Genomic DNA, 20,074 nt, shown 5'->3' on the forward strand with positions numbered 1-20,074 from the left:
AAAGATATTTGCGGTATTACTTGCTAAAGCTTTATTTAACGAATGAAAACAATATGTGTATTGAGAAGCCAAACTAACACCCTTTTTTATTCGTAAGTAATACTAGTAGCAAGTAATACAACCTTACATGAAAAAAAAAGCAACAAACAACAAGTAGCCTATAAAGGACACCACAATGAAATTTACCCCATTAAAAACATTAGCAGCAAGCGCTGTATTATGTGCACTTTCAAGCACAGCTTATGCAGCCACCGCAGCAAAAGTTGGAGATACTGAATTTACTTACGGCGGATACATTAAATTAGATGCTATGTGGAGTGACTATTCTGCAGGCGCACCAGCGGGCACTAACGTTGGTCGTGACTTTTACGTACCGAGTACAGTGACTGTAGGCCCAGACAATAGCTCTGACGCTGTATTTGATATGCATGCCCGTGAATCTCGTTTTAACTTTGGTACAGCTACATTACTTGATAATGGCAAAACCATTAACACCAAAATTGAAATCGACTTTTTAGCTTCTGCTCCTGGTGGTAACGAGCGCGTATCTAACTCTTACGCTCCACGTATACGTCATGCATTTATTAGCTACGATGGCTGGTTATTTGGCCAAACATGGTCTAACTTTCAAAACGTTGGCGCACTACCTGAAGCACTTGATTTTATAGGCCCAGCAGAGGGCACAGTGTTTGTACGCCAAACTCAAGTTAAATACACTACTGGCGCATGGTCGTTTTCATTAGAAAATCCAGAAAGTACCATTACTACAGGTTTTACTACAAACCCACAGGGTATTAAAAGTTCATCAATGGCTGTAACCGACGATGCTTCACTTCCTGACTTTACTGCACGTTATACCCATAAAGCTGACTGGGGTAATTTAGTAGTTGCTGCACTTGCCCGTCAACTTACTTATAAAGTAGGTGCTATTGATGCCGATGAAACATCGTTTGGTGTAAGTGCTTCAGGTAAAATAAACCTTGGTGAAGACAACCTTAAATTTATGCTTACGCAAGGTAAAGGCTTAGGCCGTTATGTTGGTGTTAATGTAGCCCATGGTGCAGTACTCAATGGTGATGATTTAGATGCTATTGATTCAACCTCTGGCTTTGTAGCGTATCAGCATAAGTGGAACAGCCAATGGCGTTCAACTTTCTTATATTCATTCTTTAGCGCTGATAACAACACTGATTTATTAGCTATTTCTGGTGATCCGACTGAATCAAGCCAAAGCTATAGCGCTAACATTCTATACTCACCGGTTAAACGTCTAACTTTTGGTGCTGAGCTAAAGCATGCTGAGCGTGAAACTGAAAGCGGCGTTGATGGCGATTTAGACCGCTTACAGTTTTCTGTTAAATACTCTTTTTAACAGCTAAAAAGCTAACTACTTTAAAAAGCGGCCTAGGCCGCTTTTTTTATAAGCGAGATTGAGTTCTATATAATTCATCAATTCGTACCTAAAATCTTTATATGTGGCGCTAAAATCCAAAAAAATAGAATTATTATTGATAAAAACACCAAACACAATTGCAAATCGATATCATTTAGATTAAGTTACACACTTCTTTTGAACTAACTGGAAAAACTTATGTCGTCCCCTCAAGTTTTGCGTTTATCTAAACTAAGCTTTGCTACTTCTTTAATTTTATCTGGTTATGCACTTGCTGATGAGGCAAATGTAAAATCTGAACCTCTCGAAAAAATTGCGGTATATGGTCAGCATCATAAAAACTACATTACTGAAGAAGCGCAATCGGCTACCAAACTAGGTTTAACAATTAAAGAAACACCACAATCAATCTCGGTAGTTTCACGCGCACTAATGGACGACTTTTCACTAGACGATATAAACTCAGTACTTGAAAGCACGCCAGGCGTAACAGTAGAGCAAATAGAAACAGATCGTACTTACTTTAAGGCCCGTGGTTTTGAAATTACGAACTTTCAAGTTGATGGCTTAGGGATCCCACAAAGCTCAGGCTCTATTCAAGGCAGTCTTGATACATCAATTTATGACCGTGTAGAGATAGTTCGCGGTGCTAATGGTTTAATGACCGGCGCTGGTAATCCTTCTGCAACTGTAAACATGGTTTTAAAAAAGCCAACTTATACAACACAGGCAAATGCATCAGCATCTTATGGCTCATGGAATAAAAAACGTTTAGATTTAGATGTATCTACGCCAATAAATGAAGACCACGCTGTACGCGCTGTATTTACAAAGCAAAAAGCTGACTCATATTTAGATCGCTACGAAACAGATAAAACCATTGTTTACTTAGCCTACGAAGGCAAATTAACAGACAACACATTATTAAGCGTTAACTACGTTAACCAACAAAAAGACGCAGATAGCCCGCTGTGGGGTGCACTACCTCTTTATTATACAGACGGAACAGCAACCGATTACGACGAATCAACCAGCACCGCTGCTGACTGGTCTTACTGGGATAACAGTGCTGAGCAAGTATATGTAACACTTGAACAAAACTTATCGGCAACATGGGTAGCTAGAGCACGTTATGCTCACATCGAAAACGAACAAGACTCAGAGTTGTTCTACGTATACGGCACCCCTGATAAAGATACTGAACTTGGTTTAACAGGTTATGCTAGCCGTTATGATTACGAAGATAAGCATGACTTATTTGATTTATATGCCAGTGGTAAGTTTAATTTATTTGGCCAAGAGCACGACCTATCATTTGGTGTTAGCCAAGCTAAAATGGATTACAACGAGCAGTCTCTTTACGATTACACTACAGGCAATGGTTTTCCAGATATGCCATCACTTAAAACGTGGGATGGTGTAGTACCAGAGGCAACACTTGCTGATGGCTTAGATGGTAGTGATATTACTAACGAGCAAAAATCAGCTTACATATCTACTCGCATTAAATTAAGTGAGCCTTTAAGTGTGCTCGCTGGTGTGCGTTATACCGATTGGAAAACAAAAGGGAGTGCTTACGGTGTTGAACAAACAAGAAGCGACTCTGAAGTTATTCCTTATATTGGCACGGTGTACGACTTTAACGAGTCTCTATCAGCTTATGCAAGCTACACAGAAACATTTGTACCGCAAAAAGAGCTTGATATTAATGCCAACCAATTAGCTCCCGTAATAGGTAAAAGCAGTGAAGTTGGTATAAAAGCACAGTTACTTGATGACCAAATTTTCGTAACTTTTGCTTACTTCGATGCAAAGCAGGAAGGGCTTGCCATAGCTTTACCCGACTCACTACCTAGTGATACGCGTTATTATGCAGCAGATGGTATTAACAGCAACGGCTTTGAAGTTGAACTAAGTGGTCGAATAACAGATGATTTAAGCGCAAGTGTAAGTTTTAGTAACCTAACTATTGATGGTGATGATTTAGTTAAAGATTACACACCTGAAAATCAACTTAAAGTGGCCGCAACCTACCAAGTACCTTTAGTTGATGGTTTATCATTTGGTGCAAACTATCGCTGGCAGGATTCAACTAGCCGAGTTCAAGTCGAAGATACAAATGGTATTGCAAGCGTCACTACTCACCAAGATGCATACGGGTTACTTGATTTAATGGCCACTTACGAAATTACAGATAACGTAGGAGTCACTTTCAACGTAAATAACACCACCGGTGAAAAATATTTGCACAGCCTGTACTGGGCACAAGGTTACTACGGTGCACCTCGTAACTACGCCCTATCTGTAAACTGGCAATTATAAATATATTTGATTAATTAAAGACTCTAGATTTTTTTCTATTGAATTAAAAAACGACACATTTTTAATGTGTCGTTTTTATTTTATCTAACCTGATGTAAGTTTTTAATAACAAAAAAGCGCTAATCATTACTGATTAGCGCTTTTCAAAGCTCGGGTCAAATCAAGCTTAAAAACTCATTTGGGTGCAGTTTAAAGGTCTGGATCGTCGCCTAACTTATCTTCACCGTCTTCAGGTTCAATAGTTGCTTTTAGTAAAAGCATTTCGCGTAACTTACCTTCAATCTCATCTGCAATTTCTGGGTTTTCTTTCAAAAACTTAATTGAGTTAGATTTACCTTGGCCAACCTTGTTGCCACTGTAACTGTACCAAGCACCTGCTTTTTCAACAATTTTATGCTTAACACCTAAATCAATTAACTCGCCTTGCTTAGAAATACCTTCGCCATACATGATGATAAATTCAGCTTGTTTAAATGGCGGCGCTACTTTGTTTTTAACAATTTTAACGCGGGTTTCGTTACCAACAACTTCATCACCTTCTTTCACCGAACCAATACGACGAATATCAATACGTACCGATGCGTAAAACTTAAGTGCATTACCACCCGTTGTTGTTTCTGGATTACCAAACATAACACCAATTTTCATACGGATTTGGTTAATGAAAATACATAACGTGTTAGAGCGTTTAATATTACCAGTAAGCTTACGTAATGCTTGTGACATTAAACGTGCTTGCAAGCCCATGTGCGAGTCGCCCATGTCGCCTTCAATCTCAGCTTTTGGTGTAAGCGCAGCAACCGAGTCAATAATAACTACGTCTACAGCACTTGAGCGTACTAACATGTCACAAATTTCTAGCGCTTGCTCACCGGTGTCTGGTTGAGAAACAAAAAGATCGTCAATGTTTACGCCTAATTTTTGTGCGTACACTGGATCTAGAGCATGCTCAGCATCGATAAAGGCACATGTTTTGCCTTCTTTTTGTGCAGCAGCGATAACTTGTAAAGTAAGCGTTGTTTTACCAGACGATTCAGGGCCGTATACTTCAACAATACGTCCCATAGGTAGGCCGCCTATGCCTAAAGCAATATCAATACCTAATGAGCCTGTAGATACAGATTCAATATTTAACGCTTTGTTATCACCCAATTTCATGATTGAGCCTTTACCAAATTGACGTTCAATTTGTGATAGTGCTGCGTCTAACGCTTTTTGTTTGTTATCGTTCATTTTGTTCTCCAATCCAGCTAATGCAGACAAGTATACTGTATGAAATCACAGTATCAAGCTAATTTTTTAATTTTATCTCATCTATTACACTTTTCAATGCAAATACAATAGCTTGCAGCCTAACTTGAGCTCTATCACCAGTAAATACTTGTTTAAAGGTCAGTACTTTGTCATTAATTTGTATGCCAAACCACACGAGTCCTACAGGTTTGCCATCAGTTGCACCTCCGGGGCCCGCAATGCCAGATACAGCTATAGATATATTTGAATTTGTTGCCTTAATAGCACCGATTGCCATTTCACGTACAGTTTGCTCGCTCACTGCACCATATTGCGCTAATGTGCCTGCACTCACATTTAGTAAATCTTGCTTTGCTTGGTTACTGTAAGTGACAAATGCACGGTCAATATAAGCTGAGCTTCCAGGGGTATCGGTAAGCGCATAACTCACTCCGCCACCAGTACATGACTCAGCAGTAGTGATCCATAAGCATTTATCCGTTAAAATAGCGCCTAATTGCGCAGCAAGTGTTTTAATCTCTTGATGTAATTCCATATTCAGCCTTTGGGTAAATACATGTCGTTTGATCTTTATGCACCACACACTATAAAACAACAAACCCCTATGATGCAGCAGTATCTAAAAATAAAATCAGAGCATCGCGATATTTTATTGTTTTATCGTATGGGCGATTTTTACGAACTTTTTTTTGATGACGCTAAACGCGCCGCTCAATTACTCGATATTTCGCAAACTCATCGTGGTAAAGCTGGCGGCGATCCTATCCCTATGGCGGGTGTACCTTACCATGCGGTAGAAAACTACTTAGCACGTCTAGTCCAAATGGGTGAATCAGTCGCTATCTGCGAACAAGTGGGAGACCCTGCAACCAGTAAAGGCCCTGTTGATCGTAAAGTAGTGCGTATAGTTACACCCGGTACAATTTCTGATGAAGCACTTTTACAAGAACGACAAGACAATCTCCTTACCAGCGTTTGGCAAAGTAAAAAAGGCTTATACGGGATTGCTTATTTAGACATTAACTCTGGTCGTTTTAATATTGTCGAGGTAAATACCGACGAAGCCTTTAGCTCAACTATTCAGCGCCTATCACCAGCCGAACTTCTGTATAGCGAAAGCTTTGAAAACGTTCATTTAATTGAACATATAAAAGGTGCTCGCCGTCGCCCAGAGTGGGAGTTCGACTTAGATACGGCTCAGCACTTATTATGCGATCAGTTTGGTACTAAAGATTTAGTTGGCTTTGGTGTTGATAAAGCCCATAGCGCGCTTGTTGCTGCAGGTTGTTTAATGCAATACGTAAAAGATACACAACGTATTGCACTGCCGCATATTCGTGCAATTACGCTTGAGCACAACGAACACGCTGTTATTTTAGATGCCGCTACCCGTAAAAATTTAGAATTAACTGTTAATTTATCGGGCGGGTTTGAAAATACACTTGCTCAAGTACTTGATAAAACAGCAACGCCAATGGGATCTCGCTTACTTAAGCGCCGTATTCATACACCCATTCGTAATAAAGACGAGCTAAATTCACGTTTAAATGCAATTAGTGCAATTTTAGACGTACAACTTTGCGGTGAATTACACGAATCATTAAAAGAGATTGGTGATGTAGAGCGTGTTATTGCACGCCTAGCTTTATGCACAGCTCGCCCGCGCGATTTAACTCGCCTGCGCAGTGCATTACAAGCACTTGCACCACTGCATACTTTGTTAGCTGACGCTAACGATCCTCGTATAGCAGGTATTATCAAGCACTCGCCTGAACTCCCTGATTTACAAAAATTATTAGAACGTGCAGTTATCGATAACCCACCGGTACTAATTCGTGACGGTGGCGTTATTGCCCCTGGTTACAACAGTGAGCTTGATGAGTGGCGTAACTTAAGTAAAGGTGCAACAGATGTACTTGAGCAGCTTGAACAACGCGAGCGTGAACGTACAGGCATTAGTACATTAAAAATTGGCTATAACCGAGTACACGGCTTTTTTATTGAAGTAAGTAGAGCTAATGCGCACTTAGTGCCAGCCGACTACATTCGTCGCCAAACGCTTAAAAATAACGAACGTTACATTATTCCAGAGCTTAAGGAACACGAGGATAAAGTACTCGGTAGCCAATCAAAAGCTCTCGCGCTTGAAAAGCAATTATATGAAGAGCTATTTAGATTTATCGCTCCGCATATTGAGCAATTACAAATGATGGCTGCAGCACTGGCTGATCTGGACGTTTTAAACAATTTAGCTGAGCGTGCATTTGCACTCAATTATGCAAAACCACAATTGTGCGATAACGACAATATAAGCATTAAACAAGGTCGTCACCCTGTTGTTGAGCAAGTAATGAAAGAACCGTTTATTGCCAACCCTGTAGAGTTAAATTCTCAGCGTAAAATGCTAATTATTACCGGTCCAAACATGGGCGGTAAATCAACTTATATGCGCCAAACAGCACTTATTGTTCTCATGGCGCACATTGGCAGTTATGTGCCCGCTGACAGCGCTAAAATCGGTAATATCGACCGTATATTTACACGTATTGGTGCAAGCGATGATTTAGCATCAGGGCGTTCAACCTTCATGGTAGAAATGACCGAAACAGCAACGATTTTAAATAATGCGACTGCGCAGTCTTTAGTATTAATGGATGAGATTGGTCGCGGTACAAGTACCTACGATGGGCTTTCGCTTGCGTATGCAACAGCCGATCATTTAGCATCAAAAATATCTGCTAAAACATTGTTTGCTACGCACTACTTTGAATTAACAGAACTTGCTGAGCAAACCACGGGCCTTGTAAACGTGCATCTTGATGCAATAGAACATAACGACACGATTGCATTTATGCATACAGTTCTCGACGGTGCAGCAAGCAAAAGCTTTGGTTTACAAGTAGCCGCCCTTGCAGGTGTGCCAAAAGCTGTGATTGCACAAGCAAAGCAAAAACTTAAGTTGCTTGAAAATCATCAAAGCGTTACTGCACCAAATACAGAGCAACAAGCATTTACTTTCAATAACGAAGTTACACAAAGTGCCTCTTCTGAAGTAGAAGAGCAGTTAAGTGCTATTGACCCTGATAACTTATCGCCACGCCAAGCACACGATTTATTATATAAACTAAAAGCATTGTTGTAATTTATATCATCTTATTTACAAGTATAAAAAAGCCGAAGAATAAATTCTTCGGCTTTTTAACACACATAATCTTTAAATTATTTAAGCTGTTACGAAAACTGATTAAACAAGCTATCTGTACTTAAACCTTCTTGTTGCAAAATGTCTTTTAGACGACGTAATGCTTCTACCTGAATTTGTCTTACACGTTCACGTGTTAAGCCTATTTCACGACCTACATCTTCAAGTGTAGATGGCTCGTAGCCAAGTAATCCAAATCGACGTGCTAACACTTCGCGCTGTTTAGGGTTCAATTCACCTAACCAATCTACGATATGCTTATTAATATCATTGTTTTGTACTTCGCCTTCAGGGCCAGCACTTTTTTCATCAGGAATGATATCAAGTAAAACACTGTCGTTTTCACCACCAATCGGCATGTCAACTGATGCAATTCTTTCGTTTAAACGTAGCATTTTTGTCACGTCTTCAACGGGTCTATCTAGGCAAGCTGCAATTTCGTCAGCTGTTGGCTCATGATCAAGCTTTTGAGTTAATTCTCGAGCTGTACGTAAATAAACATTAAGTTCTTTAACTACATGAATAGGTAAGCGAATGGTGCGAGTTTGATTCATAATGGCACGTTCGATTGTTTGACGTATCCACCATGTAGCGTAAGTTGAAAATCTAAAGCCACGCTCAGGATCAAATTTTTCAACTGCGCGGATTAAACCTAAGTTCCCTTCTTCAATTAAATCGAGTAAAGCCAGGCCGCGGTTGTTGTAACGGCGTGCTATTTTAACAACTAAACGTAGGTTACTTTCAATCATACGTTTGCGTGAGGCATCACAACCTCGAAGTGATTTACGAGAAAAAAACACTTCTTCTTCTGCACTAAGCAAAGGAGAAAAACCAATTTCGCCTAAATAAAGTTGAGTTGCGTCAAGATTTTTAGTTACTTCTTCTTTAGCAAAGATTTCATCGTCGTCTACTTTATCTAGTAGAGCTGTGCTTTCATCAACATCGATGTCATCGAACTTTTCGTCAGTCGTAGTATGTTTGTCAAGTTTTGCTGCGCTAGCCATAAGCCTTCTCCCGAGCAATTATCAATACCTAAAAATTAGGGTAGGTATTTAGCAGGATTGACAGCTTGCCCTCGGTAGCGAATTTCAAAGCGAAGCGCGGTGACCGGAGATTCTGAATTACCAATTTCTGCTATTTTTTGTCCTGCCTTAACCTTCTGCTTTTCTTTAACAAGTAATTTCGAGTTATGTGCATAAGCACTTAGGTAATCATCATTATGTTTCAATATGATTAAACTACCATAACCTCGAAGGGCGTTACCCGCGTACACTACAGTTCCTTGTGCCGCAGCTAAGACTGAAGCCCCTTTGCGATTAGTAATCTGTAAACCTTTATAACCGTTTTCCTTATTAGAGAAGCGTTTGGTAATTTTGCCCTTTGCAGGCCAAAACCACTTAACTTTACTGCTCGACAAGCGTTTAGTATTACTAATTTTGTTACTGGCTTGTTTCTGAACATACTCTCGTTGTTTTGGGTGATCAAGCTCTTTCTTTAAAATTTTGTTATTTTTTTGTAATTTTTTTATAGACTTTTTACTCGAATTCGTATAATTTTCATCCCTTTTTGTTTTTTCGGGCTTAGGGAGTAAGGAGATGTTTTGCCCAGGGAAAATTGTGTAAGGTGATGGAATTGAATTGTTTTTTGCAAGTAATCTAAAGTCTTGCCCTGCACTAAAGGCAATAGAGTAGAGCGTATCTCCTTTTTGTACTTTATAGCTAGTCCCATTAATATTAATAGTATGACCCAAATCATTAACATTATTATTTAAGCTACTAACAGGTGCAGGAACATGGCGAGAAGAGCAACCAAAGAGAAAAATACTAATAAATATAGTTACATACAGTAAACACTGTTTATTCATTGTATTTTTCCCCTAAATTAGAAAATTGATATTTTTAACGCTTAACGCAATAAAAAGTAAGCTAGCGCAATTAATACCACTAATCCCCAACCAAGTATTTCAATATACTGACGTAATTTTCGCTCCATTTGAGCTCCGCCCCACTTCATTAAGGCTGAAACTAAAAAGAATCGCGCACCGCGCCCAATGGCTGATGCTATTAAAAATGGCAAAAATGCCATTTGTAAAACACCTGCGCCAATCGTAAATACTTTATATGGTATAGGCGAAAAACCGGCTAAAAACACAACCCAAACACCGTAATCCTTAAACCAGTTTAGTGCTATATCAAACTTTTCTTGCCAGTGCATTTGTGCAATCAATGGCTCTACAACGGGTTCAAATAGCCAAAAACCAAGTAAGTAACCAAGCACTCCACCAATAACCGATGCTATTGTGGCAAAGCTTGCAAATCGCCATGCTTTGTTTGGTTGCGCAAGTGACATAGGTGCAAGCATTACATCGGGTGGTATCGGGAAAAAAACTGATTCTGCAAAGCTCATAGCAGCTAAGTAACGTTCCGCATGACGGTGTTTTGCCCACACTAGGGCCATATCGTATAACTTGGTAAACAACTTCAAAATGAATTCCTATTCAATATCGCCAGGTACTAACGGCACAAATCTAACGGGAGCAATAACATGCTCTTTATAATTATCGCCTTTGCGGATAACCATTATTAATTTTTGATCGCTCTCACCAATTGGGGCTAATAACACGCCACCATCGGCCAACTGAGCTAGTAAATCTTGCGGAACTTTAGAGGCCGCAGCAGTCACTATAATACCATCAAACGGCGCTTGTGATTGCCAGCCTTGCCAACCATCGCCATGCTTCATGGTTACATTATATAAATCGAGTTGCTGCAAACGTCTTTTTGCCTGCCACTGAAGTGTCTTAATACGCTCTACCGAGTAAACCTTTGCAAACGTTTTGGCCAATATTGCAGTTTGATACCCAGATCCTGTACCTATTTCTAGCACTTTATTGCGCACACCAGCTAAACGAAGTAGCTCTGTCATGCGCGCTACTATGTAAGGCTGAGAAATTGTTTGCCCGTGCCCAATAGGGAGCGCTGTATTTTCATAGGCTTTGTGTTTTAGCACATCATCTATAAAAATATGGCGCGGAATATCAGCTATAGCACTAAGTACTTGCGTATCTTCAACACCTTCACGCTTTAGTAAGTCAGAAAGCGCTTTTGCACTGCGGGTATAATTAGCGAGCACGATTAATCTCCAAATCGGCTAACCATTCTCCTACTGCCTTTAAGCTATCTTTAGCTGTCATATCAACACTCAGTGGCGTAACTGAGGCATAGCCATTATTGATTGCGTAAAAGTCGGTGCCTTCACCAGCATCGCTTTCGGTGCCAAGCGATCCATACCAATAAATATCACGGCCCCAAGGATCGGTTTGTTTCGTCATCGTTTCGGCTTTATGACGAGCACCTAAACGTGTTACTTGCACCCCTTTTAATTCACTTAATGGAATATCTGGCACATTAATATTTATTATTTGATCTTTTGGAAGCGGATGCGAAGCCAAGCCTTTAATAATATTGACGGTAACTGCAGCGGCTGTTTCAAAATGATCGCCATTATGTGAGCAAAGCGATACCGCAATTGCAGGCAGACCTAAATGGCGACCTTCAGTTGCAGCGGCAACAGTACCGGAATAAAGCGTGTCATCACCCAAATTAGCACCATGGTTAATACCTGCAACAACTAGATCTGGCTTTTCATCAGCTAACTGATTTACACCTAAATGTACACAATCAGTGGGTGTGCCATTAACCGACATAAAACCATTTTCGAGTGTAGTTGCTCGTAGCGGGTTCATAAGTGTTAAAGAATTACTCGCGCCACTACAGTTGCGATCAGGTGCAACAAGGGTTACATCTGCAATTTGTATAAGCGCCTGATATAAAACCGCAATGCCTTTGGCATTTACGCCATCATCGTTACTTAACAGTATCTTCATTTATGCCATTATCCTTTTCTTTGCGCTCTCGAGGGCTAGCATCGGTGTAATCCACCAGCTCACGTAATAATGCGGTTGCAAAACACCCTTTTGGCAAACCAAAGCTTAATTTTAGTGTGGTTTCATCAAGTGTTTCAACGGTTAAGTTTTGTGGAATTAAGCGCAGCATTCGGCGCTCATTTTTAAGGCCTAACTCACCTAAACCATCACACCATGTTTGGAAAGGTTCGAGCCATATTTTTTCTTGTTCGGTTAAGCCTTTTTCGCTTTTTCCCACCATAGGTGCCGACATCATAATATCGCCGGTGGCTAATCGCTCTATGTTTTCGTCATTAATTGCATCTTCAAAAAATGCATTGCTGCCGCTGAGCATAAATACTTCACGGTGCATTGTTTTAGCTAAACCATGCTCTTTTACACGTAGGCTCACTAACTGATTAAATACATGCGATCGTGCTGCTGAAATAATAATACCGCGCAACTTTTTATCGCGAATACGCTCACCGGCAAACATTTTTTCAGCCATAACTAAGTTATGACCGCCATGCCCAAAGCGCTGCTCGCCAAAGTAATTAGGCACACCTGCGCGTACTGCGTTAATACGACATAAAATATCAAGAGGGTTGGTTACGTTACGAAGCGTAATAGTAAATTTATTACCTTTGTGGCAGCCCGTACGTAACTTACGGTCGTGGCGCTGTTGCGACACAATAAAAATACTCTCACTATTTAAATCACTAAAATCGATAGGCTTTTTAATTGGTACTTTTACACTAAACCACTGCGAACACACACCGTGGCGATCTTTCATGCCTGCATAGCTTACGTCTCGCGGTGAAACACCCGCACGCTGCGCAATTAGCTTTGCAACGTATTGCGTATTTTCGCCTTTTTTAACCACCTGCAAACACACGTGTTCGCCACTGCCGGTAAATTCTATACCTAAGTCTTCATCAACCATAAAGTCTTCAGCTGTGGTTTTAAAATCAGCTTTAGAAAGCGGTGCACCGTATAAATAATTTAAATCGCTCATGCGTTTTTTGTACTCGCAAGCTCTTTACTCATAATAACCACCGCATGGCTCGAAATACCTTCTTTGCGCCCTTCAAAGCCTAGCTTTTCGGTAGTAGTGGCTTTAACGTTAATTTGGCTAAGGTCGCAATTTAAATCGCTGGCTAAATTAGCGCGCATAGCTTGAATATGTGGCAGCATTTTTGGTGCCTGAGCAACAATAGTCACATCGCCATTACCAAGTACATAACCTTGCTCTTTAGCTAAGCCCACCACATGGCGAAGTAAAATACGGCTATCGATATTTTCATACTCGCTAGCTGTATCGGGAAAGTGCTTACCAATATCACCCATTGCAAGTGAGCCTAAAATAGCATCGCATAATGCATGAATAGCAACATCACCATCTGAGTGCGCTAAAAAGCCCTGTGGGTAATCAATTTTTTCACCACAAATAGTTAACGGGCCTTCGCCGCCAAATTTATGTACGTCAAAACCATGGCCAATTCGTATCATAATCCACTCTCGTTTTGTTGTTTGTGTAATAAAAACCCAGCCAGGTCTAAATCCTCTGGCGTGGTTATTTTAATATTATCGCTACGACCTGCTACAAGCTTAACCGGTTTACCCGCCCACTCAATTGCACTGGCTTCATCGGTAATAGTAGCCCCGCTTGCTAATGCGTTTTGCAGTGCATTTTTAAGCTCGTCATATTTAAAAAACTGCGGGGTAAGTGCTTGCCATAAATCGTCTCGTGGCACAGTTTGTAGGGCATGAGTGTGGCCGCGTTTTATAGTGTCTTTTACTTTGCTAGCTAAAATACCGCCTTCATCAGCGCGTATACATTCATCAATTAAACGTTCTATATCACTGATATTAACTAATGGACGAGCAGCATCATGCACCAATACCCATGTTGGTGGGTTAGGCGCTAAAAAAAGCAGACTGTTAAGCACCGAGTCGGCTCGCTCTTTTCCGCCACTGGCTCGCACAATGCGATTATCAAGCAATGGGAGTTCGTCAAAATAGGGGTCGCTGTCGCTAAGGGCAACAACAATAGTGCGTAATTGAGGTAATTGAGAAAGTTTAGCTAAGGTGTGTTCTAAAATGGTTTTACCGGCTAATTGTATATATTGCTTAGGCGCATTGTGCTGCATTCTACTGCCAACACCCGCAGCAGGTACAATTGCTGCAATAGTCTGTTTATTTGTCATATTGTTTGCCCGGTAAAACACGAATAAATGTTTCGTCCGGTTTAATCATTCCCAATTCGTTGCGTGCACGCTCTTCAATGCCTTCTTGGCCAAGCTTTAAGTCTTCAATATCTGCTTTAAGTACTTTATTACGTTTAATGAGTTTTTCGTTGGTTTGATGATGCGACGTTACTGCACCTTTAAGTCGTGTGTAGTCTTGTAAACCATTATGACCAAACCATAACCTGTATTGTACAAACAGTGCTAAGCACAGTAAGCCAACTTGAAAAATACGCATTTAACACTCCTTATTTTAAATTCCAAATACCCTAGCTTTAATACGCTAAGGGGCGCTTTAAATTGCGCCAATTAATACTACCCGCTAAAAGCATTTCGCGTAGTGATAAAACCCGTGGCATACAACGCCTCGAAAATTGCCACTGATGCCCGCAACATGCAGCGGTTAAACTCACTTTACTTGGCTTTATTAGCTGAGCATTTTGCTGCTCTAGCCCATTTCCTAAAAAATCAAACCAACCAAGCTCGTTACAATGCAGCTTATTTTCGCCTAACTGATCGATACTGTCTATTCTAAGACTCACCTGATCGTAGCCATGCAATATAACGGGCACTATAAGCCCCACTTTGGCATACGTTTGATAAAAAAGTTCATTAGCTTGAACATTCACATCGGGTGGGGTCGGTTTTTGCTTTTCGAGCCACGTACCATTTTGTGCATCAAGCGTAAAAGGCGTGTCACCATTGGCAACTAACGTTGCCGCTCGCTCAATATAATAAGGTAGGCTTTTTAACTGGCGGCGCAGTTTATCGGCATTAGGCTCTGCAACTAATCGCTGAACCTCACGCTGATAAAACGCATTGCACAATTGTGCATACAACACTTTTTGTGCATCAGTTTGCCAAATTTCAACTTGCTGTTGAGCACCAAGTGACTGATTTTTAGCGACCAAAAGCTGTACTCAAAAATATTCAGGTAAATGTTTTATAACACAGTATTGAATATTTTTTAAGCGCAGCGCACTATTTTAAGCGCTTGGCTTTTCACCTAATTTTGCTTTACCTGATTCTAAAAATTGCACAACCGTATTACGCTTTTTACCAATCAATAAACTGCCATCAGCTAAAAACATAAAGTTTTGCCAATTGCGTTTAAATACATCAAACGTCGTTTCGATAATATTATCGCGTGCCATACAAAAATAAACCGTGGTGTTAGCTTCCCAATCTAAAAACGTTAAGATTGCTTCTGGTGGTTGCGCATCACCATTTTCCCACGCATCTTGCCAATCTACTTCTTGGCTAAAGCTTTTTTCTTGACCACACCAATCGGTGTCTTCAAAAAAATCAGGGTGATCAAACTCACGGCTCACCATGGTTGTCCAAAGTACTGCTGCGCGCTCGTCGCTCATAGGCTTTATTTTTGCTGCGTCTTCATCAGATACAGGTAAATCTTTGTGGCGAAAAACCCACGCCTTTTTGTAATCATCTAAAGAAATATAGTTCATAGTATTGGCAAATTAGTTAACATTAAAAGTGCAAAGCCAAATTATACAAGAGATCAAAACATGACTACAGCAATAAAACCACTTTCCCTAAAACCAGGCATATACCAACACTACAAAGGCCCGCAATATAAAGTTATTCATGTTGCCACCCATAGCGAAACCGAGGAACAGCTTGTGATTTACCAAGCACTTTATGGTGAATTTGGTATATGGGCGCGCCCACTTAGTATGTTTTTAGAAACTGTTGAAAAAGAAGGTGAGGTCATACAGCGTTTTGCTTATATTGGACCTGCTGCTTAACTATGGCATTATAACAAAATAACTTACTCCTCAGACCAGACAAGGGTACACCGTGCAATTTAATTCAACTGACAATTACATAGCGAGTAGCGCGCTTAAACAAGCTGTAAATGCTGCCATAATGCTCGAAAAACCACTTTTAATTAAAGGCGAACCAGGTACAGGTAAAACCATGCTGGCTGAGGAGTTAGCTAAAAGTTTAGATACCACACTTATTCAGTGGCATATAAAATCGACTACTAAAGCGCAGCAAGGCTTATACGAGTACGACGCGGTTTCGCGCCTGCGCGACAGTCAATTAGGTGACGAGCGTGTACACAATATTGGCAACTACATCGTTAAAGGTAAGCTTTGGCAGGCATTTACATATGCAGAGCTCAACGGTAAACGCCCAGTGCTTTTGATTGATGAAATAGACAAAGCCGACATAGAGTTCCCAAACGACTTACTACTTGAGCTTGATAAAATGGAGTTTCATGTTTATGAGACTAACGAGCGTATTGTCGCTAAAGAGCGCCCTATTGTAATCATCACATCTAATAACGAAAAAGAATTGCCGGACGCATTTTTACGTCGCTGCTTTTTTCATTATATTGATTTTCCTAGCAGCGACGAAATGCAGCAAATTATTGACGTGCACTACCCTAACGTTAAACAAGATTTAGTACGCCAAGCACTTGAAGTGTTTTTTAACCTGCGCGAAGCAAGCGGCCTTAAAAAGAAGCCATCCACCAGCGAATTACTCGACTGGTTAAAGCTTTTAATGGCTGAAGACATAGACGCTAAAACACTGCACGACAAAGCTAAAAAAGGCGCTTTAATGCCAATGTTTGGCGCATTACTTAAAAATGAGCAAGACATAAGCCTAATCGAAAAGCTTGCGTTTATGAGCCGCTAGGGCCTGTTGACCTTTCAGGATTAAAATTTGTTCTAACTAGGGACGATTTTATCGTGGCGCGAGGTTTGTAACCTAGTGGGCTAAGTAAAAGCCGAGCAACAAAGAGTTAATCGTCCCTAGGACGAACCTTCAGGCAGCGCGTGTTTGGTATTTATGCTGTGTTATCGCCTATTTATGGGGAATAACCACACTACATAGGCTCTGCCTTACCTAAATACCAAACTCACTGCTGCAAATTTAACCTCGAAAGATAAACAGGCCCTTATATGTTGATTGCGTTCTTCTTCAAACTGCGTGAATACCGCCTACCGGTAAGCCTGCGCGAACTGCTCGATTTAATTAACGCCTTAAAAAAAGGCGTTATATTTGCCGACGTAGACGCCTTTTACTATTTAGCTCGCACCATAATGGTAAAAGACGAAACGCATTTTGATCGATTCGACAAAGCCTTTAGCGACTACTTTAGCGGTATTGCCGATCTTGATTTGCTCGAGAGCTTAAAGCAGCAACACAACTTGCCTGAAGACTGGCTACGTAAAGAGTTTGAAAAAAACCTAAGCGATGAAGAAAAAGCCCAACTTAAAGCCATGGGCGGGCTCGACGAGCTTATGAAAACCCTAAAAGAGCGTTTAGAAGAGCAACAAAAACGCCACGCTGGCGGTAATAAATGGGTAGGTACTGGCGGTACATCGCCTTTTGGTGCATACGGCTATAACCCAGAAGGTGTGCGTATAGGGCAAGACGGCAACCGTAACCGCCAAGCAGTAAAAGTGTGGGATAAACGAGAATACAAAAACCTCGACACCGACAGAGAAATTAGTTCGCGCACAGTTAAACTCGCCCTTAAAAAGTTACGAAAGTTTGCCCGCACTGGCGCAAGCGACACGCTAGATTTAAACGAGACTATTCGCGCTACTGCAAAACAAGGCGGCATGCTTGATGTAAAAATGGCACCCGAACGCCACAATGCCGTAAAAGTACTCATGCTGTTTGATATTGGCGGCTCAATGGATGACTACATCCATACCTGCGAAGAGCTATTTAGCGCCGCCCACAGCGAATTTAAACACCTAGAGTTTTACTACTTTCACAACTGTTTATACGAGCATGTATGGCAAGATAACGCACGCCGCCACTCAAACGTAGTCGACACCATAACGCTGATTAATAAATTTACCAGCGACTATAAAGTAATATTTGTCGGCGATGCCACTATGGGCCCTTACGAAATAGCCTACCCTGGCGGCTCCGTAGAACACTACAACGAAGAGCCCGGCAGCGCATGGTTGGCACGGATCACCAACCACTTTGATAAAGTCGCGTGGCTCAACCCACAACCGGTTGAACACTGGCCGTACTATCAATCAATTGGCTTTATAAAAGAGTTAATGAACAACCGCATGTATGCGCTGAGTTTAGATGGAATAAGTAGAGCGATAAAAGAGCTGAGTTAAAGTGAATAATAGAAATAGATTAAAATTAGTTTTGTTTGCATCACTTATAATAAATATGGTTTTTATTACTATCTTTATAAGTGACTCTAAAAAAAATGAAAGCATTTATTTATTAGCAAGCAATGTTGAGGCTAAATGTTTGAATGATTGGAAATCACAAGACTCTGGGGTGCCTTTTATTACCTCTCATCAAATTTTAGGACCAGATCCCTTTACTGAATATAACCTTTTAGAGCTGGGAGGTTATGATCAGTCAACATCTTTCACATACGAATTCTCAGCATGTTTTAAAGATAAACTTTCTACAGTAAGAACAATTGCAGAGATGAAATATGCTATTGATTTCATGAGTAAGCAATCAAAAAATGTTGGATTTTATAAATTACCAAACTGCGTCAATTATTAAATATGTACATTAAAAGAACTATTATTCCAATTAATATATAACCCTTTATTCTATCAACTTTACGTGCTCGACCTGTTCTTGATGTTGGAATACCTGTTGCTTTTGCAACTTTCCTTTTAAAATTTGCTTTCGGTCTTTTTAATGGATTCATTATTAATTTCCATTTTATTTAAATTAAGTAACGCCTACATACCTATAAAACGTCGATATACTTATCGTTACCAATTTCATAATACTTCCCTACTGTACAGTTTGCAGGCCTTGTATTGTTCCAAACTGAAATCAATGCCTTCTTTGCGTTCATTTCATTAAACCAATATTCAACTTTTCTTTTTTGTTTGCTTGCTAAGCTACCCTCAATTAATTCACAATTATCAAGCCTAAAAGAAGCTTTCGAGTCTGAGGTAATAACGTGAAAATGTGGTGGAGGGTGTTCGTTAGAATAAATCTCTATTTTAAGACCATCAACCCTTTTAACTAATTGCTTTATTTCAGTTAAAACAGGTCCATCGGGATCTATATCATCACTAACTAGAGTCTGTGAAGACAACAAAGAATGAAGGTGCTCGGTTAGCTCATCTAACGACCCAAACTGTTCAGGCGAATCCTCATAGAACCACTTAGTTCCTTTAAATGACATAAATATTCCTGTGTTAAAATTTAATTTAAGGCTCTAAACGAAGACTAATTATATTTCTTATTATTCAAAGCCCTTTACTCATAAACAAGCTGTACGGATCTACCTCATAATCACCAAAGGGTTCGCACTCTTTAAAACTAAATTGAGTGTAAAGCTTTTGTGCGGGTAAAAATGCCTTTGCCGTGCCGGTCTCTAAACTTAACTTTTTGTAACCTCGCAAAATTGCTTGCTCAATAATATGCGTGAGTAACTTAGCGGCTGTGCCTTGGCGTAAATAGCTGCTTGATGTGCGCATTGATTTAATTTCGCCATGCGTTGTATTTAGCGTTTTTAAAGCGCCAACACCCGCTAAATTATTATCAATCCATAAGCTATAAAAAGTTATATCGGGCTGAGTGAGTTTGCTCACATCAAGTGCATGTACGCTCTCAACGGGTGAGTGTTTTAACATATCGTTATGATGCGCTTGTAGTAACTTTATAACATGTGGGTTTGAAAGCTCACCTATTCTAATATCCATTTATACCTCGTTTAATCCTAGAATTTAATGCTTTAGGGCTTTAATTAAAACCCTAAAGTAAGTGGCTCT

The 20,074-nt window shown here is 40.3% G+C and carries 23 protein-coding genes; 7 read left to right on the forward strand and 16 right to left on the reverse strand.

Annotated elements, in window-relative coordinates:
• Positions 1-175 precede the first annotated feature (175 nt).
• Both I6F10_RS13785 and I6F10_RS13790 read left to right on the forward strand, forming a co-directional pair.
• A complete protein-coding gene (locus I6F10_RS13785) occupies positions 176-1,372 on the forward strand; it encodes a DcaP family trimeric outer membrane transporter (protein WP_197098999.1) in 1,197 nt (398 codons plus the stop codon).
• A 219-nt stretch (positions 1,373-1,591) separates the two neighbouring features.
• Complete coding sequence (locus I6F10_RS13790) at positions 1,592-3,715, forward strand: TonB-dependent siderophore receptor (RefSeq protein WP_197099000.1); 2,124 nt, start codon at positions 1,592-1,594, stop codon at positions 3,713-3,715.
• Positions 3,716-3,904: 189 nt separating this feature from the next.
• On the opposite strand, the gene recA is transcribed toward I6F10_RS13790, so the two are convergent.
• Together recA and I6F10_RS13800 are read right to left on the reverse strand one after the other, a co-directional pair.
• The gene (recA, locus tag I6F10_RS13795) at positions 3,905-4,948 is read right to left on the reverse strand and encodes a recombinase RecA (protein ID WP_197099001.1); all 1,044 of its coding nucleotides are present in this window, start codon (positions 4,946-4,948) and stop codon (positions 3,905-3,907) included.
• Between the two features lie 58 nt (positions 4,949-5,006).
• Positions 5,007-5,504, reverse strand: a complete 498-nt coding sequence (locus I6F10_RS13800; RefSeq protein WP_197099002.1) for a CinA family protein — start codon at positions 5,502-5,504, stop codon at positions 5,007-5,009.
• A 21-nt stretch (positions 5,505-5,525) separates the two neighbouring features.
• Here I6F10_RS13800 and mutS point away from each other — a divergent pair, with 21 nt between their 5' ends.
• Positions 5,526-8,111, forward strand: a complete 2,586-nt coding sequence (gene mutS / locus I6F10_RS13805) for a DNA mismatch repair protein MutS (protein WP_197099003.1) — start codon at positions 5,526-5,528, stop codon at positions 8,109-8,111.
• A gap of 89 nt (positions 8,112-8,200) precedes the next feature.
• Here mutS and rpoS read toward each other — a convergent pair whose 3' ends face one another.
• The 11 genes from rpoS to I6F10_RS13860 all read right to left on the reverse strand — a co-directional run bounded on the left by rpoS (position 8,201) and on the right by I6F10_RS13860 (position 15,787).
• The gene (rpoS, locus tag I6F10_RS13810) at positions 8,201-9,175 is read right to left on the reverse strand and encodes an RNA polymerase sigma factor RpoS (protein WP_197099004.1); all 975 of its coding nucleotides are present in this window, start codon (positions 9,173-9,175) and stop codon (positions 8,201-8,203) included.
• A gap of 35 nt (positions 9,176-9,210) precedes the next feature.
• A complete protein-coding gene (locus tag I6F10_RS13815) occupies positions 9,211-10,035 on the reverse strand; it encodes a peptidoglycan DD-metalloendopeptidase family protein (protein WP_197099005.1) in 825 nt (274 codons plus the stop codon).
• Positions 10,036-10,076: 41 nt separating this feature from the next.
• Positions 10,077-10,655: a YqaA family protein gene (locus I6F10_RS13820; protein WP_197099006.1), complete on the reverse strand. Its 579-nt coding sequence runs from the start codon at positions 10,653-10,655 to the stop codon at positions 10,077-10,079.
• Positions 10,656-10,664: 9 nt separating this feature from the next.
• Positions 10,665-11,303: a protein-L-isoaspartate(D-aspartate) O-methyltransferase gene (locus tag I6F10_RS13825; RefSeq protein ID WP_197099007.1), complete on the reverse strand. Its 639-nt coding sequence runs from the start codon at positions 11,301-11,303 to the stop codon at positions 10,665-10,667.
• The gene (gene surE, locus I6F10_RS13830) at positions 11,293-12,057 is read right to left on the reverse strand and encodes a 5'/3'-nucleotidase SurE (RefSeq protein WP_024600608.1); all 765 of its coding nucleotides are present in this window, start codon (positions 12,055-12,057) and stop codon (positions 11,293-11,295) included. The genes I6F10_RS13825 and surE overlap by 11 nt, the downstream gene beginning before the upstream one ends.
• Complete coding sequence (gene truD / locus I6F10_RS13835) at positions 12,038-13,090, reverse strand: tRNA pseudouridine(13) synthase TruD (protein WP_165743874.1); 1,053 nt, start codon at positions 13,088-13,090, stop codon at positions 12,038-12,040. The genes surE and truD overlap by 20 nt, the downstream gene beginning before the upstream one ends.
• Complete coding sequence (gene ispF, locus I6F10_RS13840) at positions 13,087-13,584, reverse strand: 2-C-methyl-D-erythritol 2,4-cyclodiphosphate synthase (protein ID WP_024604077.1); 498 nt, start codon at positions 13,582-13,584, stop codon at positions 13,087-13,089. Before ispF ends, truD begins: the two co-directional genes overlap by 4 nt.
• The gene (ispD, locus tag I6F10_RS13845) at positions 13,581-14,282 is read right to left on the reverse strand and encodes a 2-C-methyl-D-erythritol 4-phosphate cytidylyltransferase (protein ID WP_149603095.1); all 702 of its coding nucleotides are present in this window, start codon (positions 14,280-14,282) and stop codon (positions 13,581-13,583) included. Before ispD ends, ispF begins: the two co-directional genes overlap by 4 nt.
• Positions 14,272-14,559: a cell division protein FtsB gene (gene ftsB / locus I6F10_RS13850; RefSeq protein WP_002958963.1), complete on the reverse strand. Its 288-nt coding sequence runs from the start codon at positions 14,557-14,559 to the stop codon at positions 14,272-14,274. The genes ispD and ftsB overlap by 11 nt, the downstream gene beginning before the upstream one ends.
• 37 nt (positions 14,560-14,596) lie before the next feature.
• Positions 14,597-15,232 (reverse strand): hypothetical protein, encoded by a 636-nt coding sequence (locus I6F10_RS13855; protein WP_197099008.1) that lies wholly within the window; start codon positions 15,230-15,232, stop codon positions 14,597-14,599.
• Between the two features lie 75 nt (positions 15,233-15,307).
• On the reverse strand, positions 15,308-15,787 hold the full coding sequence (locus tag I6F10_RS13860; RefSeq protein WP_024596335.1) for a DUF2947 domain-containing protein: 480 nt from the start codon (positions 15,785-15,787) through the stop codon (positions 15,308-15,310).
• A 60-nt stretch (positions 15,788-15,847) separates the two neighbouring features.
• On the opposite strand from I6F10_RS13860, the gene I6F10_RS13865 reads away from it, so the two are divergent.
• From I6F10_RS13865 to I6F10_RS13880, 4 genes are all read left to right on the forward strand, one after another.
• On the forward strand, positions 15,848-16,087 hold the full coding sequence (locus tag I6F10_RS13865; protein ID WP_039486721.1) for a DUF1653 domain-containing protein: 240 nt from the start codon (positions 15,848-15,850) through the stop codon (positions 16,085-16,087).
• Between the two features lie 52 nt (positions 16,088-16,139).
• The gene (locus tag I6F10_RS13870) at positions 16,140-16,985 is read left to right on the forward strand and encodes an AAA family ATPase (RefSeq protein WP_197099009.1); all 846 of its coding nucleotides are present in this window, start codon (positions 16,140-16,142) and stop codon (positions 16,983-16,985) included.
• Between the two features lie 266 nt (positions 16,986-17,251).
• Positions 17,252-18,439, forward strand: a complete 1,188-nt coding sequence (locus I6F10_RS13875) for a vWA domain-containing protein (RefSeq protein ID WP_197099010.1) — start codon at positions 17,252-17,254, stop codon at positions 18,437-18,439.
• A 1-nt stretch (position 18,440) separates the two neighbouring features.
• Positions 18,441-18,845: a hypothetical protein gene (locus I6F10_RS13880; protein WP_197099011.1), complete on the forward strand. Its 405-nt coding sequence runs from the start codon at positions 18,441-18,443 to the stop codon at positions 18,843-18,845.
• Here I6F10_RS13880 and I6F10_RS13885 read toward each other — a convergent pair.
• The 3 genes from I6F10_RS13885 to I6F10_RS13895 all read right to left on the reverse strand — a co-directional run bounded on the left by I6F10_RS13885 (position 18,835) and on the right by I6F10_RS13895 (position 20,005).
• A complete protein-coding gene (locus I6F10_RS13885) occupies positions 18,835-18,996 on the reverse strand; it encodes a hypothetical protein (protein ID WP_158000828.1) in 162 nt (53 codons plus the stop codon). The two genes, I6F10_RS13880 and I6F10_RS13885, sit on opposite strands and share 11 nt — an antisense overlap.
• A 42-nt stretch (positions 18,997-19,038) precedes the next feature.
• Complete coding sequence (locus tag I6F10_RS13890) at positions 19,039-19,485, reverse strand: DUF4160 domain-containing protein (RefSeq protein WP_197099012.1); 447 nt, start codon at positions 19,483-19,485, stop codon at positions 19,039-19,041.
• Positions 19,486-19,549: 64 nt separating this feature from the next.
• Positions 19,550-20,005: a GNAT family N-acetyltransferase gene (locus I6F10_RS13895; protein WP_197099013.1), complete on the reverse strand. Its 456-nt coding sequence runs from the start codon at positions 20,003-20,005 to the stop codon at positions 19,550-19,552.
• Positions 20,006-20,074: the final 69 nt, after the last annotated feature.

It is taken from the genome of Pseudoalteromonas sp. SWYJZ98 (genome assembly GCF_015864495.1).
Taxonomy (GTDB): Bacteria; Pseudomonadota; Gammaproteobacteria; order Enterobacterales; family Alteromonadaceae; genus Pseudoalteromonas; species Pseudoalteromonas distincta.

What these genes read in the sequence shown, in the direction of transcription:
- I6F10_RS13790 (WP_197099000.1), top strand. Translation starts at nt 1,592, where the DNA reads ATGTCGTCCCCTCAAGTTTTGCGTTTATCTAAACTAAGCTTTGCTACT.
- ispF (WP_024604077.1), bottom strand. Translation starts at nt 13,584, where the DNA reads ATGATACGAATTGGCCATGGTTTTGACGTACATAAATTTGGCGGCGAA.
- I6F10_RS13885 (WP_158000828.1), bottom strand. Translation starts at nt 18,996, where the DNA reads ATGAATCCATTAAAAAGACCGAAAGCAAATTTTAAAAGGAAAGTTGCA.
- ftsB (WP_002958963.1), bottom strand. Translation starts at nt 14,559, where the DNA reads ATGCGTATTTTTCAAGTTGGCTTACTGTGCTTAGCACTGTTTGTACAA.
- ispD (WP_149603095.1), bottom strand. Translation starts at nt 14,282, where the DNA reads ATGACAAATAAACAGACTATTGCAGCAATTGTACCTGCTGCGGGTGTT.
- I6F10_RS13875 (WP_197099010.1), top strand. Translation starts at nt 17,252, where the DNA reads ATGTTGATTGCGTTCTTCTTCAAACTGCGTGAATACCGCCTACCGGTA.
- I6F10_RS13890 (WP_197099012.1), bottom strand. Translation starts at nt 19,485, where the DNA reads ATGTCATTTAAAGGAACTAAGTGGTTCTATGAGGATTCGCCTGAACAG.
- I6F10_RS13895 (WP_197099013.1), bottom strand. Translation starts at nt 20,005, where the DNA reads ATGGATATTAGAATAGGTGAGCTTTCAAACCCACATGTTATAAAGTTA.
- I6F10_RS13860 (WP_024596335.1), bottom strand. Translation starts at nt 15,787, where the DNA reads ATGAACTATATTTCTTTAGATGATTACAAAAAGGCGTGGGTTTTTCGC.
- I6F10_RS13785 (WP_197098999.1), top strand. Translation starts at nt 176, where the DNA reads ATGAAATTTACCCCATTAAAAACATTAGCAGCAAGCGCTGTATTATGT.
- I6F10_RS13815 (WP_197099005.1), bottom strand. Translation starts at nt 10,035, where the DNA reads ATGAATAAACAGTGTTTACTGTATGTAACTATATTTATTAGTATTTTT.
- I6F10_RS13865 (WP_039486721.1), top strand. Translation starts at nt 15,848, where the DNA reads ATGACTACAGCAATAAAACCACTTTCCCTAAAACCAGGCATATACCAA.
- surE (WP_024600608.1), bottom strand. Translation starts at nt 12,057, where the DNA reads ATGAAGATACTGTTAAGTAACGATGATGGCGTAAATGCCAAAGGCATT.
- mutS (WP_197099003.1), top strand. Translation starts at nt 5,526, where the DNA reads ATGTCGTTTGATCTTTATGCACCACACACTATAAAACAACAAACCCCT.
- I6F10_RS13800 (WP_197099002.1), bottom strand. Translation starts at nt 5,504, where the DNA reads ATGGAATTACATCAAGAGATTAAAACACTTGCTGCGCAATTAGGCGCT.
- rpoS (WP_197099004.1), bottom strand. Translation starts at nt 9,175, where the DNA reads ATGGCTAGCGCAGCAAAACTTGACAAACATACTACGACTGACGAAAAG.
- truD (WP_165743874.1), bottom strand. Translation starts at nt 13,090, where the DNA reads ATGAGCGATTTAAATTATTTATACGGTGCACCGCTTTCTAAAGCTGAT.
- recA (WP_197099001.1), bottom strand. Translation starts at nt 4,948, where the DNA reads ATGAACGATAACAAACAAAAAGCGTTAGACGCAGCACTATCACAAATT.